This is a genomic window from Ornithinicoccus hortensis, assembly GCF_006716185.1.
Taxonomy (GTDB): Bacteria; Actinomycetota; Actinomycetes; order Actinomycetales; family Dermatophilaceae; genus Ornithinicoccus; species Ornithinicoccus hortensis.
This window is the reverse complement of sequence record NZ_VFOP01000001.1, coordinates 591,585-604,243: the sequence shown is the minus strand read 5'-3', so window position 1 is coordinate 604,243 and position 12,659 is coordinate 591,585. Positions and strand designations below refer to the sequence as shown.

The window sequence follows — 12,659 nt, the reverse complement described above, 5'->3', positions numbered from 1 at the left end:
CTGTGGGAACGGCCGCGCGACTCATGACATCCGGTCGGACCGGGGATCGCATCGCCAGGCAGCCCGTGGCAAGACGGAACGGGCTGCTACCCACCAGTCTACGGCACTGCGACTACTGTTCCCGCCATGACCCCTGCCGAGGCGCCCCGGAGCCCGCACGCCCCCTCTGCCGCACAACCTGTCCGCAACGGGCTGATCCTGTTGATCATGGCCTATCTGCTGTGGCTCTACAGCGGCGGGATGGTGCTGCAGGACGGCGGTGCCGGCACGGCCTCGAGCACCGTGCTCGTGCTCGCCGCGTGCTGCGGGATCATCGGCCTGTGGTGCCTGGCCGTCGGCGTCGTGCGGGCGGTCCGCAAGATCGACGACCTGCACGGGGTGTATGTCGACGCCCGCGGGGTGCCGGGGACCGCAACGGCACCGAACGAAGGACGGAACGGATGACCGTTGCAGGCGCCGCGGAGCCCAGCGTCGGGTTCGTCGGGCTGGGGCCGATGGGGATGCCGATGGCCGGGTCCCTCGCCGACGCGGGTTTCGACCTCACCGTGTGGAACCGCACGGCCGGCAAGGCGCACGACCTGGCCCACGACATACCGACCGTGCGAGTAGCCCACTGTCCCGCCGACGCCGCCGCCGACATCGTGATCGCCATGCTGCACGATCTGCCGCAGATCCGGGACGTCGTGCATCGGCCGGACGGCCTGCTCAGCGGTTGGGCCGGCCGGCCGGCGGACGCGCCGGAGCCGGTGCTGGTGGTGACCAGCACGGTCAGCCCGGTGGAGGTGCGGGAATGGGCCGGTGAGCTCGCCGAGCAGGGAATCCGGCTCGTCGACGCCCCAGTGAGCGGGGGTCCGCTCGGGGCGCAGGAACGTCGGCTGAGCATCATGGTCGGGGCCGCCGACGACGACTTCGCGACCGTCGAGGCCGTGTTGTCCGTCATGGGGAAGACCGTGCGGCACCTGGGCCCGGTCGGCTCGGGAGAACTGGCCAAGTCCTGCAACCAGATCATCGTCGGCGCGACCTTGTCCGGGCTGTCCGAGGCGCTGCGGCTTGCCCAGGCCGGCGGCCTCGACCTCGCGGACGTCCTCGATGTCCTGGACGGTGGCCTCGCCGGGTCCGAGGCGTTGCGACAGAAGCGCCGGCACTGGCTCAGCGGCGACTACTCCGGTGGCGGAAGCGTGGACAACCAACTCAAGGACCTGGGCTTCGGGCTCGCGGCCGCCCAGGACCTGGGGGTCAGCCTGCCGGTCACCGAGGTCACCGAGCAGCTCTACCGACAGCTGTCCGACCGCGGTGACGGTGACCTTGACCACAGCGCCGTCTTCCGCCTCCCCTGAGTCCCGCCGCTCCGGCTCGTTCAGACTCCGGGCTGGGACGGTCCGGCATCGGGCGGTCGGGTATCGGACGGTCCGGCATCGGGCGATCCGGATTCGGGCGACGGGGGCGGGACACGTTCGTCGTCGACACCGGAGAGGGCCCAGCGCACCGTGCGGGCCGCCACCTTCCCGACCGGGCGGCCGACGCCTCGGGTGAGACCGACCGGCAGCCGGACCCCGAGTTCGGCCAGCTCCCACGGCTCGAGCAACGACAACGCCCCGGCCGCGAGCATCCCGTAGCCCGGCCGGGCGGCGAACGACAACGGTGGGTGCAGGAGCAGGAACCGGGCGGCGTCCCGCGCCGCGGGGGTGGCCTCGAGCTCGGGACGGTATGCCGACAGGCGGGTCTGCAGGTCGGCCACCGTGGCCGGTGGGTCGGGAACGCCGAGCCGGGCCGCAACCCGCCCCGTCTGCTCGACATACTCGTCAGCGCGATCAGGCGGCAGGGGCTGCGCCCCGAACGCCTGGTGGGCATCGAGGAAGCAGCGCACCTCGGCGAGGTGCACCCAGGTGAGCAGGTGTGGGTCGTCCGCCCGGTAGGGACGGCCGCGCTCATCCTTGCCGCGCACCCGGGCGTGGACGCTCCGGACCCGGTCGATCACGTCTTCGGCGTCCGGCACGACCCCGTAGGTGGTGACCGCCAGGTAGCGGCTGGTGCGCTGCAGCCGGCCCCACGGGTCGGACTTGTATCCGCTGTGCCCGGCCACGCCGGCCATCGCCATCGGCTGCAGGGACTGGACCAGGAGTGCCGCGATGCCACCGACGAACATCGAGGCGTCGCGGTGCACCTGCCAGATCGCGTCGTCCACCCCGAACCACCGCTCCCCCCGGACCCCCCAGATCAACCGGGCCTGCTCCGCGGCGTCGTCCCCCGCCACCTTGGCGCGCAGCGCTGCCCCGGCCCGGCGTTGCACGGCGAGAATCGGCATACCGCCAGTATCACCCCGCTACAGTGCCGGGGGTGGGTGCCCTTTTCGCCGGACGCTACGAGCTCGTGGACCCCCTCGGGGAGGGTGGCGGCGGTGCGGTGTGGCGCGTGTGGGACCACCGGGACCACCGCTATGTCGCGGCCAAGCTGCTGCGCCAGATCGACGCCGCCTCTCTGCTGCGGTTCATGCGTGAGCAGTTGGTCCGCGTGGATCACCCGCATGTTCTCGCGCCTATCGGGTGGGCCGGGGAGGACGACCGGGTGCTGTTCACCATGCCGCTGATCCACGGTGGTTCCGCGGCAACTCTGGTCAGCGATCACGGTCCCCTCCCGCCACGCTGGGCGGCCACGCTGTTGGACCACCTGCTCGCCGGCCTCGGACAGGTGCATTCCATGGGCATGGTGCACCGGGACGTGAAACCGGCGAACCTGCTGCTGGACGCCACCGGCCAGAGACTTCCGCACGGCCGGCTGTCCGACTTCGGGCTGGCCATCGCGCGCACCGACCCCCGGCTGACCACCGGGCCGGTCGCCCACGGGACGCCCGGGTATCTCGCGCCGGAGGCCCTTCGGGGAGCAGATCCCGATCCCACGGCCGACCTCTACGGCGCGGGGGCCACCGCCTACGAGTTGCTCGTGGCTCGGCCGCCCGACACCGCGGATGACCTTGCCGGCACCCTGGTTCGGGCCGAGGTCCCCCCACGTCTGGCTGCCCTCGTGCTCGACCTGCTGAACCCAGACCCTGCGGCACGGCCACGGACGGCCGCCGCCGCCCGATCGCGGCTGGCCGACACCGGGCTGGTCGCCCGGACCGAGGCCGACCTGGCTGGTGACCCGCGGGCAGGTGGTGCCGTGGAGGTGTTCGACCAGGTCCCCGACCTGCCCCCCGGCTGGGGAGACTCCGGCCCCGAGCAGCGCCGGCCCGACGTCACCGGGGCGACCTCGGCGCCAGGCCCGTCGTCGGCGCCAGGCCCGTCGTCGGCGCCAGGCCCGTCGGCGCCTGCGACCCGTCGCGGGCTCTGGGGGGCCGTCCTGGTGGTCCTCGGGGTCGCGTTGCTGGTGACGGCCGTGGTCGTCGAACTGGTCTGACTACAGTGACAGGCGTGATGGAACAGGAGCGAAACCGGCGCGAGCAGGCCGAGATCTACGGGGAGTCGCTGGACGGGGTGTTCGGCCGGATCGGCTCCTCCCTCGGCCTGACCCAGGCCCAGCTCGCCGGTGTGATCGGGATGTCTCCGCCGATGCTCTCGCAACTGGTCACGGGCAGACGGATCAAGATCGGCAACCCGGCTGTCCTGCAGCGGCTCATGGCCTTGCAGGAGTTGGCCGAGCAGGTCGAAGCGGGCGCCGTCGACAGCGACCAGGTGTCCGACCGCCTCGCGGAGGTGCGCAGCGTGACGGGCCAGTGGACACTGACCCAGCCACAGTCCCGGACCAGCGAGCCGCCCCGCGGGGCCGAGACCGCCGTGCCCGAGGGCATCCGCGGGCTGTTGCGGACCCTCGCCTCGGGTCAGGACCTGCACGCTGCGGTGCGGTTGCTCTCGCCCACCCAGCCTGCCCTCGCGCGCTTCCTGCAGGTCTACGGTCTCGATGGTCCGGAGGAGGCCGCCGAGCACTACCGGGCGCACCGCAAACCGTGATCCGCCTCAGCGGCGGTGGCGCGTCGCGAGCAACCAGCCGCCGCCGGCCGCGAGGAGCACGCCCGCCGCCGCTAGGAGCCAGGTCACCGGCCTGATCCCACCGTCCCCGGCGTCCGGCCCGGCACCGTCTCCGGCAACGACGTCTCCGGCGTCGACGTCGGTCGTTGGCCCGGTGAGATCCGGGTCGGGGTCCGCGACGACGGGGGCCGTGGCTGCGTCGGTGTCGCCGCCGGTCTGCTCCGTGGCGGCTTCCTGCGCCCGAGCGGTCTTGCCGACCTCGGTCAACGGCTCCGGGTCCTCGATAAACGTCGGTTCCGGCACGGCGTCGCCGGCCACGTCCACCGCGAGGGCGTACGGCACCACCGTGCGGTCCGGGGACGCAAGGCTCACCATGACGTAGTACTCGCCGGCACGGTTAGGCGGCTCCGGCGCCGCGGGGTCGACCGTCTGGCCCATCCGGTCCGCGAGCAGTTCGCCGTCCTCGATCCCCGACACGAAGTGGCCATTCCGGTACCCGACGGACGACTCCGTGAGGCCCAGGGCGGTCCGGTCCGGCGCCGCAATGTTCAACTGCAGCGACGCCCGCTCCCCCACGCCCGACTCGGGGAGCACCGCCGCCGCCAGACGTTGGCCCGGCTCGAGGCGCACCGCGTAGACGTGGAACTCACCCCCGGTGATCTCCGAGCGGTAGGTCCCGGGCGTGATCCCGGTGGCGGTGGAATAGTTGAGCCCCGGGGTCACCGGCACGGCACCGGCCAGGTCCGGCTCATCGATCTCCGGGAGGTCGATCCCGGCGGCCGGGGCCTTGCGCACCGTCGCAGTGTCGATCGGCGGTTCGACCGTGACCGACAGCTCGACCGGCAGGTCGGCGTTCGCGGCGTGGGCGCCGGAGCGCTCGACGGCGAACACCGCGTATCCCTCGGGGAAGCAGTCGTGGTCGGCCTCGGCCGGGCGGGTGATGAGCACCGCTGTCGGGGGACCACCATTGGTGTTCCGCGCATTGTTCTGGTCGTAGTCGCTCCGGCACGTGGCCGCCCCCAGTTGGGTCACCGAGATGCTGGATAGGACGGTTGCCTCGCCCCTCTCCTGGGGACGGACCAGCGAGGCCGACGCATGCAGGGTCTCTCCCTGCCGCATGGGGACGGTGAAGACCTGCACGGCACGGGCGGGGTCGGGCCCCTTGTTGCTGGCCAACTGCAGGACGTAGTCACCCGCGGTGATCTCCAGGGCGCCCTCCTCGTCGGGCCCGCCCTGGATGGGCCGGCCGGCCGGCAGATAACTGCGCATGGCCCGCTGCACCTGGATGCTCAGCTCCTCGGAGAGCTCACCCGCGCCGGAGGCATCGGCATACGTTCCCCCGGTCACCTCCGCGATGCACTGCAACTGCTCCCGAGCCTGCGCGTCGACGTGGAAGCCCACGGTGTGAACCCTCAGGTCGACGCCGTCCTGGGCCAGGCCCTCGGCCACCTCACAGGGGTCCGGCGGGGCGCAGGTGTCGATCCCGTCAGAGACCAGCACGATGGAGCGCGGACCCTCGTCCGGGAGGACGTCGGCGGCGCGCTCCAGGGCGGTCCCGATCGGGGTCCACCCGGAGGCCTCCACCTGCAGGACGCGGTCAGTGAGCGCCTGCGCATCGACGGGGCCAACGTCGGCGAGGGTCACGATGTCCTGGCACCCCGCCTCCTTCTCCGCACCGGTGTTGCCCACCTCACTGCCGTAGACCAGCACCCCCAGCTCCGCCTCGGACGGCGTCCCCGCGATCAGGTCCGTCACGGCGTCCTTCGCGGCGTCCATCCGGCTGCCGTCCCCGGAACCGTCCGCCTCGTCCATCGACCCCGACGCATCGAGCACGAGCACAACCGGCTGCTGCTCACCTTCGGTCTCCGCTGCATCCGGTGCTGCCGTCGCCTGGCTCCCGGCCGGTCCGACGACGACCAGGAGTACGGCGAGTGCGGCCACTCCGACCGCCGCCCTCCAGATTCGGCCCTGACTCCGCATGAATGTCACCTTCCCACAACCGATGATTTGCGACAGCAAACCTACGGATTCACTATCGCAAAGTCAAACGATCACCCGAGCCCGCGCGGCGGTCACCCTCAGGGGTGACGCCTCAGCCTGCCCACCGGACGGATCGTCGGGGTATGAACGCACACCACCCGCAGACTCTCGTGGCACCTCCGAGCCGCACCGCCTCGTCCACCACCCCTCGACGCTGGTTGGGCAGCGCGGCGGCCGTCGCTAGCGGCGCGACAGCCGCCCTGGGCGCCGTCTGGCTGGCGCGCCCGGGGTGGAACCCGCACGAGACGGAGATCGCCTCGCCCCTGGGTCTGGCCACTTCCGCCGAGGTCGCGGCCCTGGTCCAACTCGTCGTCGGACTCATCGGTCTCGGCGCGTCCATCGCGGCGCTGGTGGTGACCTCCGGACGGCGCTCCCTGTGGCCCGGTTGGCTGGGGCCGGTCGGCTCCCTCCTGGGCGCGGTGACGGGCCTGACGCTCCTCGGCACCGGCGTGATCATGGGCCTGGGCTACATCACGGCCGTCCTCGTCCCGGTGGGTCTCGTCGTCCTGGTCGCGGGTCTCATCCGCCTCGGCGGGCGCGCCCGCTGGGGCACGCTCGCGGCGCTGACCGGTGCCGCCGGAGTTGGCGTGGTCAGCGGCGTGCTCACCCCGGACGCCCTCGGCCTGACCTCGATGCTGGGCAGCCTCGTCACCGAGGCGCCGACCAGACTCGCCGCCCCCTTCACGCTGACCGCCACCGCCCTGGTCTGGGCGGTCCTCGGGCTCCAGGCCTCCACGGCGAACGGTCACCTGGAGCGCGCGGGGTCCTGGGTGCTCCGGCACCGCACTTCGATCACGGTCGTGGCCGCCCTCGGCCCGTTGCCCTACGCGCTCCAGCGCCTCACCTGGCTCACCCCCTGGCCCGTGCTCTACCCGGAGGACATCACCCCCGAGATCCGCCTGTGGGGCATGATGATGTCGTTCGGCGCGTGGGCAGGATTCGTCCTGACCCTCGGGCTGATCCAACGCTGGGCGAGGTGTTCCCCCGCTGGATGCCGGGCTTCGCCGGGCGGCCGGTGCCCGTCTGGTTCGCAGCGGTCCCGGGGTCTGTCGTGGCCGCGGCCCTGATCGTCTCGGCCGGGCCGATGCTCGTCTCCTTCAGGACCGAGACCGTGGGTGAAGTCTTGGTCTCAGCTGTGGTGTTCCCGTTCTGGGTCTGGGGTCCGGCCCTCGGCCTGGCGGTGTGGGGTTACGTGCTCCACCGCCGGCAGGCGGGAGCGGCCTGAACTCCGCGTCGGCGGGGATTCGGGGACTTCGGGCTCGGCGGGCTCAGAGGTCATCCGCGGTCAATCCGGTCGAGATCCCGATCCGGTTCCAGGCGTTGATCGCTACCACCGCCATGATCAGGTGGCCGGCCCCCTTCTCGCCGAAGTGCTGGACGAGGTCATCCCACACCGCGTCGGTGACGCCGCCTTCGCCCAGGCGGGTCGCCTCGTCGGTGTAGGCGAGGGCGGCCGCCTCCGCCTCGGTCCAGAGGTCTGCGGCGCGCCAGTCTCCCGCCAGTGCCGAGATCCGTTCCTGGCTCTCGCCGTGTTTGAGCGCGTCCCGGGTGTGCATCGCGATGCAGAAGTGACATTGGTTGATCTCGGACGCGCGGATCTTGACCAACTCGTAGAGCCGCCTGTCGTTGTTCTTCCGCGCGTAGGTCTCCAGGGCCAGGACCGGCGCGTAGGCCATCGGCAGGACCTTCTGCAGCTTCATCCGGGGCATCAGTCGCTCCTCCTCATGTCGTGGTCCTCATGGCGTGGTCCAGGTGAACCGGGTGCAGTCCTTCGGGAAGTTGAACCAGGCGAGGACCCGCTGGGGGGTGATGACCCGGAGGCCGCCCCCGTCCTCCCCGGCCCACGAGTCCGGCCCCGGCGAATAGCCGGCCCCCGCATACTTGCCGAACGCTCCCGACAACCGGCAGCCCAGCCCGTCGGCCTCGGCGCGCGTCGCGCGGGAGGTCCCCTCGACGATCACCGACTGGGTGCCGCTCTCCAGGGTCAACGTGACGGCCGGGTTGGCCTCCACGTTGCGCGTATGACGGGTGGTGGGTGCGCCGTCGTACCAGAACCGGCCGTCCAGCCACACGCCCCAGCGCGGCACGGAGTGGGGTCGCCCGTCCGGGCGCACGCTGGAGATCCAGTAGTGCTCCGCCGCGACGAGCCGCGCCTCGACCTCGTCCCAGCCCAACAACCCCTGCGTCGAGTCGGGCAGCCCGTATCCGTCGGGCATCTCGGGACGGTCGGTCGTCGGTGCACTCGGGTCCATTCTTCGACGGTAGACCCACCCACCGACATCCGTCCCCTCGCCCGGCCACCGGAGCGGTCGACATACCCTCGACGCGTGCTGCGCATCGCCTCCCTCAACATCAACGGCATCCGGGCCGGACACCGCCGCGGCTTCGACGACTGGCTGGCCACCCGGGGCTGTGACGTCGTGACGCTCCAGGAGGTCCGCGCGCCTCTGGACAAGCTGCCGGAGAACGCCTTCGGCGACTACCACGTCACCTACGATCCCGGGCAGCTCGCCGGACGCAACGGGGTGGCGGTGCTGACCCGGGAGCGGCCGGCGGCGGTGCGCACCTGGGACGCCGAGGTGCTGGTGCGTGCCCCCGGGGAGGACCACCTGCACACCGAGCCCGCGCCCGACGGGGTGCCGCTCGCCCGGGGGTTGGCGCGGCACGCGCACGAGGGGCGCTACCTCGAGGTGGACCTGGCCGACGCCCCGGTCACGGTGGCCAGCCTCTACCTGCCCAAGGGCGGGCTGCCGGCGCACCTGCAACGTCCTGGAAGGATGCGGGAGGAGCCCGACGGCGGGGTCCGGTACGAGTGGAAGATGCGCTTCCTCGCCGCCTTCGCCCGGCAGTTGTCCCGCACCAGGCGCGCGGCCGCGGCGCGGGGACGGGAGTTCCTGCTCACTGGCGACCTCAACCTCGCCCACACCCGACTCGACGTGGCCGCCTGGCGGCGCAACCAGCAGTCCGAGGGCTTCCTGCCCGAGGAGCGGGCCTGGATCGACTCCCAGCTCTCGCCACGCACCCTGGTCGACGTGGTGCGCCGTGTGCACCCCGAGACGGAGGGGCCGTATACGTGGTGGTCCTGGTTGGGGCAGGCGTATGCCCGGGACGCCGGCTGGCGCATCGACTACCACCTGGCCACCCCGCGGCTGGCCCGGAGCGCGGTCGCCGCCGAGGTCGACCGGGACCACCGCGGCGAGCGGCTGTCGGACCACGCCCCCGTCGTCGTGGACTACGACTTCCCGGGCTGATCAGGCCGCGGGACGCACCGCGACGAGGTTCATCAACCGCAGGGTCAGCACCGGCTCGTCGTCCTGGTTCAGCAGGGTCACCGCGGTGACCACCATCCCGCGGTCCGGCTTGGACCGGGAGAGACGGGTCTCCAGCGTCTCGGTCCGCAGCCGGAGCACGTCGCCGGGGCGGACCGGGCGCGGCCACCGGATCTCGTCCATCCCGGGCGAGGCCAGCGAGCCGGACTTGGTCAGGTAGTGGTCGGCGAAGAGCCGCATGAAGATCCCGATCGTCTGCATCCCGCTGGCGATCAGCCCCGAGAACGGCCCCGTCTGCGCCCACTGCGGATCGGTGTGGATCGACTGCGGGTCGTAGCGCCGGGCGAACTCGACGATCTCCTCCTCGGTGAGGCTGATCGTGCCGTACTCCCGTACGTCACCGGTCGTGTAGTCCTCGAACCAGCGGTCGGTGATGTCGGTCGGGAAGTCCTCCCGAAGCGGGCGCGTGTCGCTCCACGGGTCTGTCGTCATACGCCCATCGTCGCCGATGACGCGACCACCCCACCCGGCCGCCTCACCGGCGACGGAACTCAGGGCATCTCGTAGGTCGCCTCGACCACGGCCTGGTCGGCACCCTCGGAGGCGGTGGCGTTGTCCACCCGCAGGGTCAGCACGTCACCGCTCTCGGAGTTCTCGTAGGTCACGTAGGTCGACCCGGCAGCGCCCTCGGCCCCGGTCTGCTCCCAGTTCGGGCCGCCCCCGTCGCCGAGGATGTGGACCACCTCGGGCGTGGCCATCCGGCTGACCAGCCCCTGCTCGCTCGCGCCCCAGGCGACCACCAGCGCGTCGGCGTAGGCGGCCGGCTCGGTGGGCAGGTCCTCCTCGTCCCCGGCCACGGTGTACTTCGCCTGCACAACGGCCTGCTCTGCGCCCTCGCTGGCAGCCGCGTTGTCCACCCGCAGCGCCAGGGTGTCCCCGCTCTCGGTGTTCCGGTAGGTGACCGAGGTCGAGCCGGCGGCCCCGTCGGAGCCGACCTGTTCCCAGTTCGGGCCACCCCCGTCGCCGAGGATGTGCACCACCTCGGCCGTGCCCAGCTGTTCCATCGTCGCGTGGTCGCCCGCCCCCCAGGCCACCACCAGCGCGGCGGCATAGTCGACCGGCACGGTCGGGATGTCGGCCGGGGCGCCGTCCCCGGAGCCCTCCCCGGATCCCTCGTCGGAGCCTTCGTCGCCGGCCTGCCCGTCGTCGCCGGCCTGCCCGTCGTCGCCGTCCTGACCGTCGTCCTGCGTGTCGGTCGCCCCCGCGGCTTCCCCCTCGGTCACCGTGCTGTCCCCGCCGGAGCCCTGGGTCGTCCCGGCCTCGTCGGTGGTGTCTCCCGCCGGAATGACCTCCGGGTCCTCCGAGGTGCTGCCGCACCCGCCGAGAATCACGGCGAGCGCCGTCAGGCCGACGACCGTGCTGCTCGTCCTGTGGGCCTTCATCGTTGTCCTCCGTCTCGTGGTTGAGCGTTTTCGGACTCTGAAGAAGAACGCACTGGGACGGACGCCACGTTGCACAACGGGGAGGAAGAAGTCGCTGACCTGCAGGTTCTTCAGCGATGACCCTGGAAGGTCGCGCGGACGCGAAACAACCCCTCAACCAGACGATGTTCTGCCTGGTGAGGGGCTGTTTCACCTCGGTGCGCGAGGGGGGAGTTGAACCCCCACGCCCTTTCGGGCACACGGACCTGAACCGTGCGCGTCTGCCAATTCCGCCACCCGCGCGAGTGCTGGAACAGGTTAGCACGATGCACGCGGTGGTCAGGAATCCACGAGCGCGCGGACTCCGCCCGGGTGGGCAGGCCGCGCCGCGGATCCCCGAATCCACCAGCCCGGGCGGATACGATCGGGCTGGTGGCCGCGGGCACGACCCATGCCGCGGGCCACGGGAACTGCAGGTGCCGGCCGCTCGTCGGTACCTCCACAGACGAAGGGAGTGGACGGTGGGAATCCTCGACCGGGTCGAGCGCGGCCTGGAGCGTGCCGTCAAGGCGCCCTTTGCGCGCGTCTTCAAGGCAGAGGTCCAGCCGGTCGAGATCGCCTCGGCGATGCGGGGGGCGATGGACGAGCGAGCCGCAGTCCTGGGTCCGGGGCGCACCATGGTGCCGAACGTCTTCACGATCGAGCTGGCCAAGACCGACTTCGAGCGCCTCGCGTCCTACGAGGAGGCGCTGACCGACGAACTGGTCGCCGCCGTCGAGGACCACGCCCAGTCCCAGCGCTACACCCCGGCCGGGCCGATGGAGGTCCGGCTGAGCAGCGACGAGGAGCTGGAGACCGGCATCTTCCGGGTCCGCCCCGCCTCCAAGAACGCCCGCCGCGCCCAGCGCGCCGGTCAATCCGGGCGACAGGGCCAACCAGGGCAGCAGGGTCAACCCGGGCAGCAGGGGCGTCCGGGCGGTCGGGCCCAGTCACGGGGAAGGCCGGGAGGTATGCCGAACGGTCCCGCGGGTGGACAAGCCCGGCCCCCTGCCCGGTCGGGTGGGCAGGCCCCCGCCGGGGTCGGTGCCGCCGGTGCCGCCGCCATGGGCGGGGCACGCCCGGCTGCGTCGGACGGGCCGCGCACGCGGGAGTTCGCCCCGGCCCAGCCGCAGCAGCAACGTCCTGCCCAGCCGCGCAGGAGCGGCCCGTGGATCGACATCAGCGGGCGGCGCCACGACCTGCGCACCGCGGTGACCACGCTCGGCCGCGACAACTCGGCCGACATCGTGGTGGACGACCCCGGGGTCTCGCGCCGGCACGCGGAGCTCCGGATCACCCACGACGGCCCGCACCTGCAGGTTTTCGTGCGTGACCTCGGGTCGACCAACGGCACCTACCTCAACGGCGACCAGGTGGGCAACGAGCAGCTCCACGAGGGCGACCGGCTGACCATCGGCCGCAGCACGGTGACGTTCCACCTGGACGGGGGACGATGAGCGAGCTCACGCTGAACATCGTCCGCCTCGGACTCCTCGTCCTGCTGTGGGCATTCGTGTTCAGCGTGGTCGGCGCCCTGCGCGGCGACCTCTACGGCACCCGCGTGACCAGCCGGGGCGCCGCCGCACCACGGGGCCCGGGCCGGACGGCCCGGCCCGCACGGAGTGCCCGCAAGGGTCCTTCGCACGTGGCCGTCGTGGCCGGTTCGCTGCGCGGCACCACCGTCCCGCTCACCGACAACGGCCTCCTGATCGGACGCAACCCGGAGTGCTCGCTGGTGCTCACCGACGACTTCGCCTCGGGCCGTCACCTGCGTCTCTACCCCGGGGAGGCCGGCAGCTGGTATGCCGAGGACCTGGGCTCCACGAACGGCACCTTCCTGAACAACCAGCGGATCACCACGCCCACGGTCATCGAGCCGGGCAGCCAGATCCGGATCGGCCAGACGATCCTCGAGCTCAAGCGGTAGC

At 72.0% G+C, this 12,659-nt stretch carries 14 protein-coding genes and 1 tRNA gene; 8 read left to right on the top strand and 7 right to left on the bottom strand.

All coding sequences use genetic code 11. The features are described from left to right. Positions 1-126: 126 nt before the first annotated feature. Together FB467_RS02760 and FB467_RS02755 are read left to right on the top strand one after the other, a co-directional pair. Positions 127-444, top strand: a complete 318-nt coding sequence (locus tag FB467_RS02760; protein ID WP_141783737.1) for a hypothetical protein — start codon at positions 127-129, stop codon at positions 442-444. Continuing rightward, positions 441-1,337, top strand: coding sequence for an NAD(P)-dependent oxidoreductase (locus FB467_RS02755; protein ID WP_141783736.1), 897 nt, complete (start codon positions 441-443; stop codon positions 1,335-1,337). Before FB467_RS02760 ends, FB467_RS02755 begins: the two co-directional genes overlap by 4 nt. Positions 1,338-1,357: 20 nt before the next feature. Here the strand turns inward: FB467_RS02755 and FB467_RS02745 are convergent, their stop codons facing one another. Further along, positions 1,358-2,305, bottom strand: coding sequence for an oxygenase MpaB family protein (locus FB467_RS02745; protein ID WP_141783734.1), 948 nt, complete (start codon positions 2,303-2,305; stop codon positions 1,358-1,360). A gap of 32 nt (positions 2,306-2,337) precedes the next feature. Here FB467_RS02745 and FB467_RS02740 point away from each other — a divergent pair, with 32 nt between their 5' ends. Together FB467_RS02740 and FB467_RS02735 are read left to right on the top strand one after the other, a co-directional pair. Further along, positions 2,338-3,393 (top strand): serine/threonine-protein kinase, encoded by a 1,056-nt coding sequence (locus FB467_RS02740; protein ID WP_170230533.1) that lies wholly within the window; start codon positions 2,338-2,340, stop codon positions 3,391-3,393. Positions 3,394-3,410: 17 nt separating this feature from the next. After that, complete coding sequence (locus FB467_RS02735) at positions 3,411-3,944, top strand: helix-turn-helix domain-containing protein (protein ID WP_141783732.1); 534 nt, start codon at positions 3,411-3,413, stop codon at positions 3,942-3,944. Positions 3,945-3,950: 6 nt separating this feature from the next. On the opposite strand, the gene FB467_RS02730 is transcribed toward FB467_RS02735, so the two are convergent. After that, positions 3,951-5,903, bottom strand: a complete 1,953-nt coding sequence (locus FB467_RS02730; RefSeq protein ID WP_170230531.1) for a vWA domain-containing protein — start codon at positions 5,901-5,903, stop codon at positions 3,951-3,953. Positions 5,904-6,085: 182 nt separating this feature from the next. Here FB467_RS02730 and FB467_RS02725 point away from each other — a divergent pair, with 182 nt between their 5' ends. After that, positions 6,086-7,069, top strand: a complete 984-nt coding sequence (locus tag FB467_RS02725) for a hypothetical protein (RefSeq protein WP_141783730.1) — start codon at positions 6,086-6,088, stop codon at positions 7,067-7,069. Between the two features lie 201 nt (positions 7,070-7,270). Here FB467_RS02725 and FB467_RS02720 read toward each other — a convergent pair whose 3' ends face one another. Together FB467_RS02720 and FB467_RS02715 are read right to left on the bottom strand one after the other, a co-directional pair. Then, on the bottom strand, positions 7,271-7,711 hold the full coding sequence (locus FB467_RS02720; RefSeq protein ID WP_211350537.1) for a carboxymuconolactone decarboxylase family protein: 441 nt from the start codon (positions 7,709-7,711) through the stop codon (positions 7,271-7,273). Positions 7,712-7,738: 27 nt separating this feature from the next. Continuing rightward, positions 7,739-8,254, bottom strand: coding sequence for a pyridoxamine 5'-phosphate oxidase family protein (locus tag FB467_RS02715; protein WP_141783729.1), 516 nt, complete (start codon positions 8,252-8,254; stop codon positions 7,739-7,741). Between the two features lie 75 nt (positions 8,255-8,329). On the opposite strand from FB467_RS02715, the gene FB467_RS02710 reads away from it, so the two are divergent. Continuing rightward, on the top strand, positions 8,330-9,253 hold the full coding sequence (locus FB467_RS02710; protein WP_141783728.1) for an exodeoxyribonuclease III: 924 nt from the start codon (positions 8,330-8,332) through the stop codon (positions 9,251-9,253). On the opposite strand, the gene FB467_RS02705 is transcribed toward FB467_RS02710, so the two are convergent. The 3 genes from FB467_RS02705 to FB467_RS02695 form a co-directional block, all read right to left on the bottom strand. Beyond that, positions 9,254-9,763: a MaoC family dehydratase gene (locus FB467_RS02705; RefSeq protein ID WP_141783727.1), complete on the bottom strand. Its 510-nt coding sequence runs from the start codon at positions 9,761-9,763 to the stop codon at positions 9,254-9,256. It abuts the gene before it with no gap. A gap of 59 nt (positions 9,764-9,822) precedes the next feature. Then, the gene (locus FB467_RS02700) at positions 9,823-10,713 is read right to left on the bottom strand and encodes a hypothetical protein (protein WP_141783726.1); all 891 of its coding nucleotides are present in this window, start codon (positions 10,711-10,713) and stop codon (positions 9,823-9,825) included. Between the two features lie 198 nt (positions 10,714-10,911). Beyond that, positions 10,912-10,995: transfer RNA gene (locus tag FB467_RS02695), tRNA-Leu, on the bottom strand. Between the two features lie 218 nt (positions 10,996-11,213). Here FB467_RS02695 and FB467_RS02690 point away from each other — a divergent pair. Next, positions 11,214-12,188, top strand: a complete 975-nt coding sequence (locus FB467_RS02690; protein WP_170230528.1) for an FHA domain-containing protein — start codon at positions 11,214-11,216, stop codon at positions 12,186-12,188. Then, the gene (locus tag FB467_RS02685; RefSeq protein WP_141783724.1) at positions 12,185-12,658 is read left to right on the top strand and encodes an FHA domain-containing protein FhaB/FipA; all 474 of its coding nucleotides are present in this window, start codon (positions 12,185-12,187) and stop codon (positions 12,656-12,658) included. The genes FB467_RS02690 and FB467_RS02685 overlap by 4 nt, the downstream gene beginning before the upstream one ends. Position 12,659 lies beyond the last annotated feature (1 nt).

Coding starts and splice junctions, on each gene's coding strand:
- FB467_RS02760 (WP_141783737.1), top strand. CDS start 127: ATGACCCCTGCCGAGGCGCCCCGGAGCCCGCACGCCCCCTCTGCCGCA.
- FB467_RS02755 (WP_141783736.1), top strand. CDS start 441: ATGACCGTTGCAGGCGCCGCGGAGCCCAGCGTCGGGTTCGTCGGGCTG.
- FB467_RS02745 (WP_141783734.1), bottom strand. CDS start 2,305: ATGCCGATTCTCGCCGTGCAACGCCGGGCCGGGGCAGCGCTGCGCGCC.
- FB467_RS02735 (WP_141783732.1), top strand. CDS start 3,411: ATGGAACAGGAGCGAAACCGGCGCGAGCAGGCCGAGATCTACGGGGAG.
- FB467_RS02725 (WP_141783730.1), top strand. CDS start 6,086: ATGAACGCACACCACCCGCAGACTCTCGTGGCACCTCCGAGCCGCACC.
- FB467_RS02720 (WP_211350537.1), bottom strand. CDS start 7,711: ATGCCCCGGATGAAGCTGCAGAAGGTCCTGCCGATGGCCTACGCGCCG.
- FB467_RS02715 (WP_141783729.1), bottom strand. CDS start 8,254: ATGGACCCGAGTGCACCGACGACCGACCGTCCCGAGATGCCCGACGGA.
- FB467_RS02705 (WP_141783727.1), bottom strand. CDS start 9,763: ATGACGACAGACCCGTGGAGCGACACGCGCCCGCTTCGGGAGGACTTC.
- FB467_RS02700 (WP_141783726.1), bottom strand. CDS start 10,713: ATGAAGGCCCACAGGACGAGCAGCACGGTCGTCGGCCTGACGGCGCTC.
- FB467_RS02685 (WP_141783724.1), top strand. CDS start 12,185: ATGAGCGAGCTCACGCTGAACATCGTCCGCCTCGGACTCCTCGTCCTG.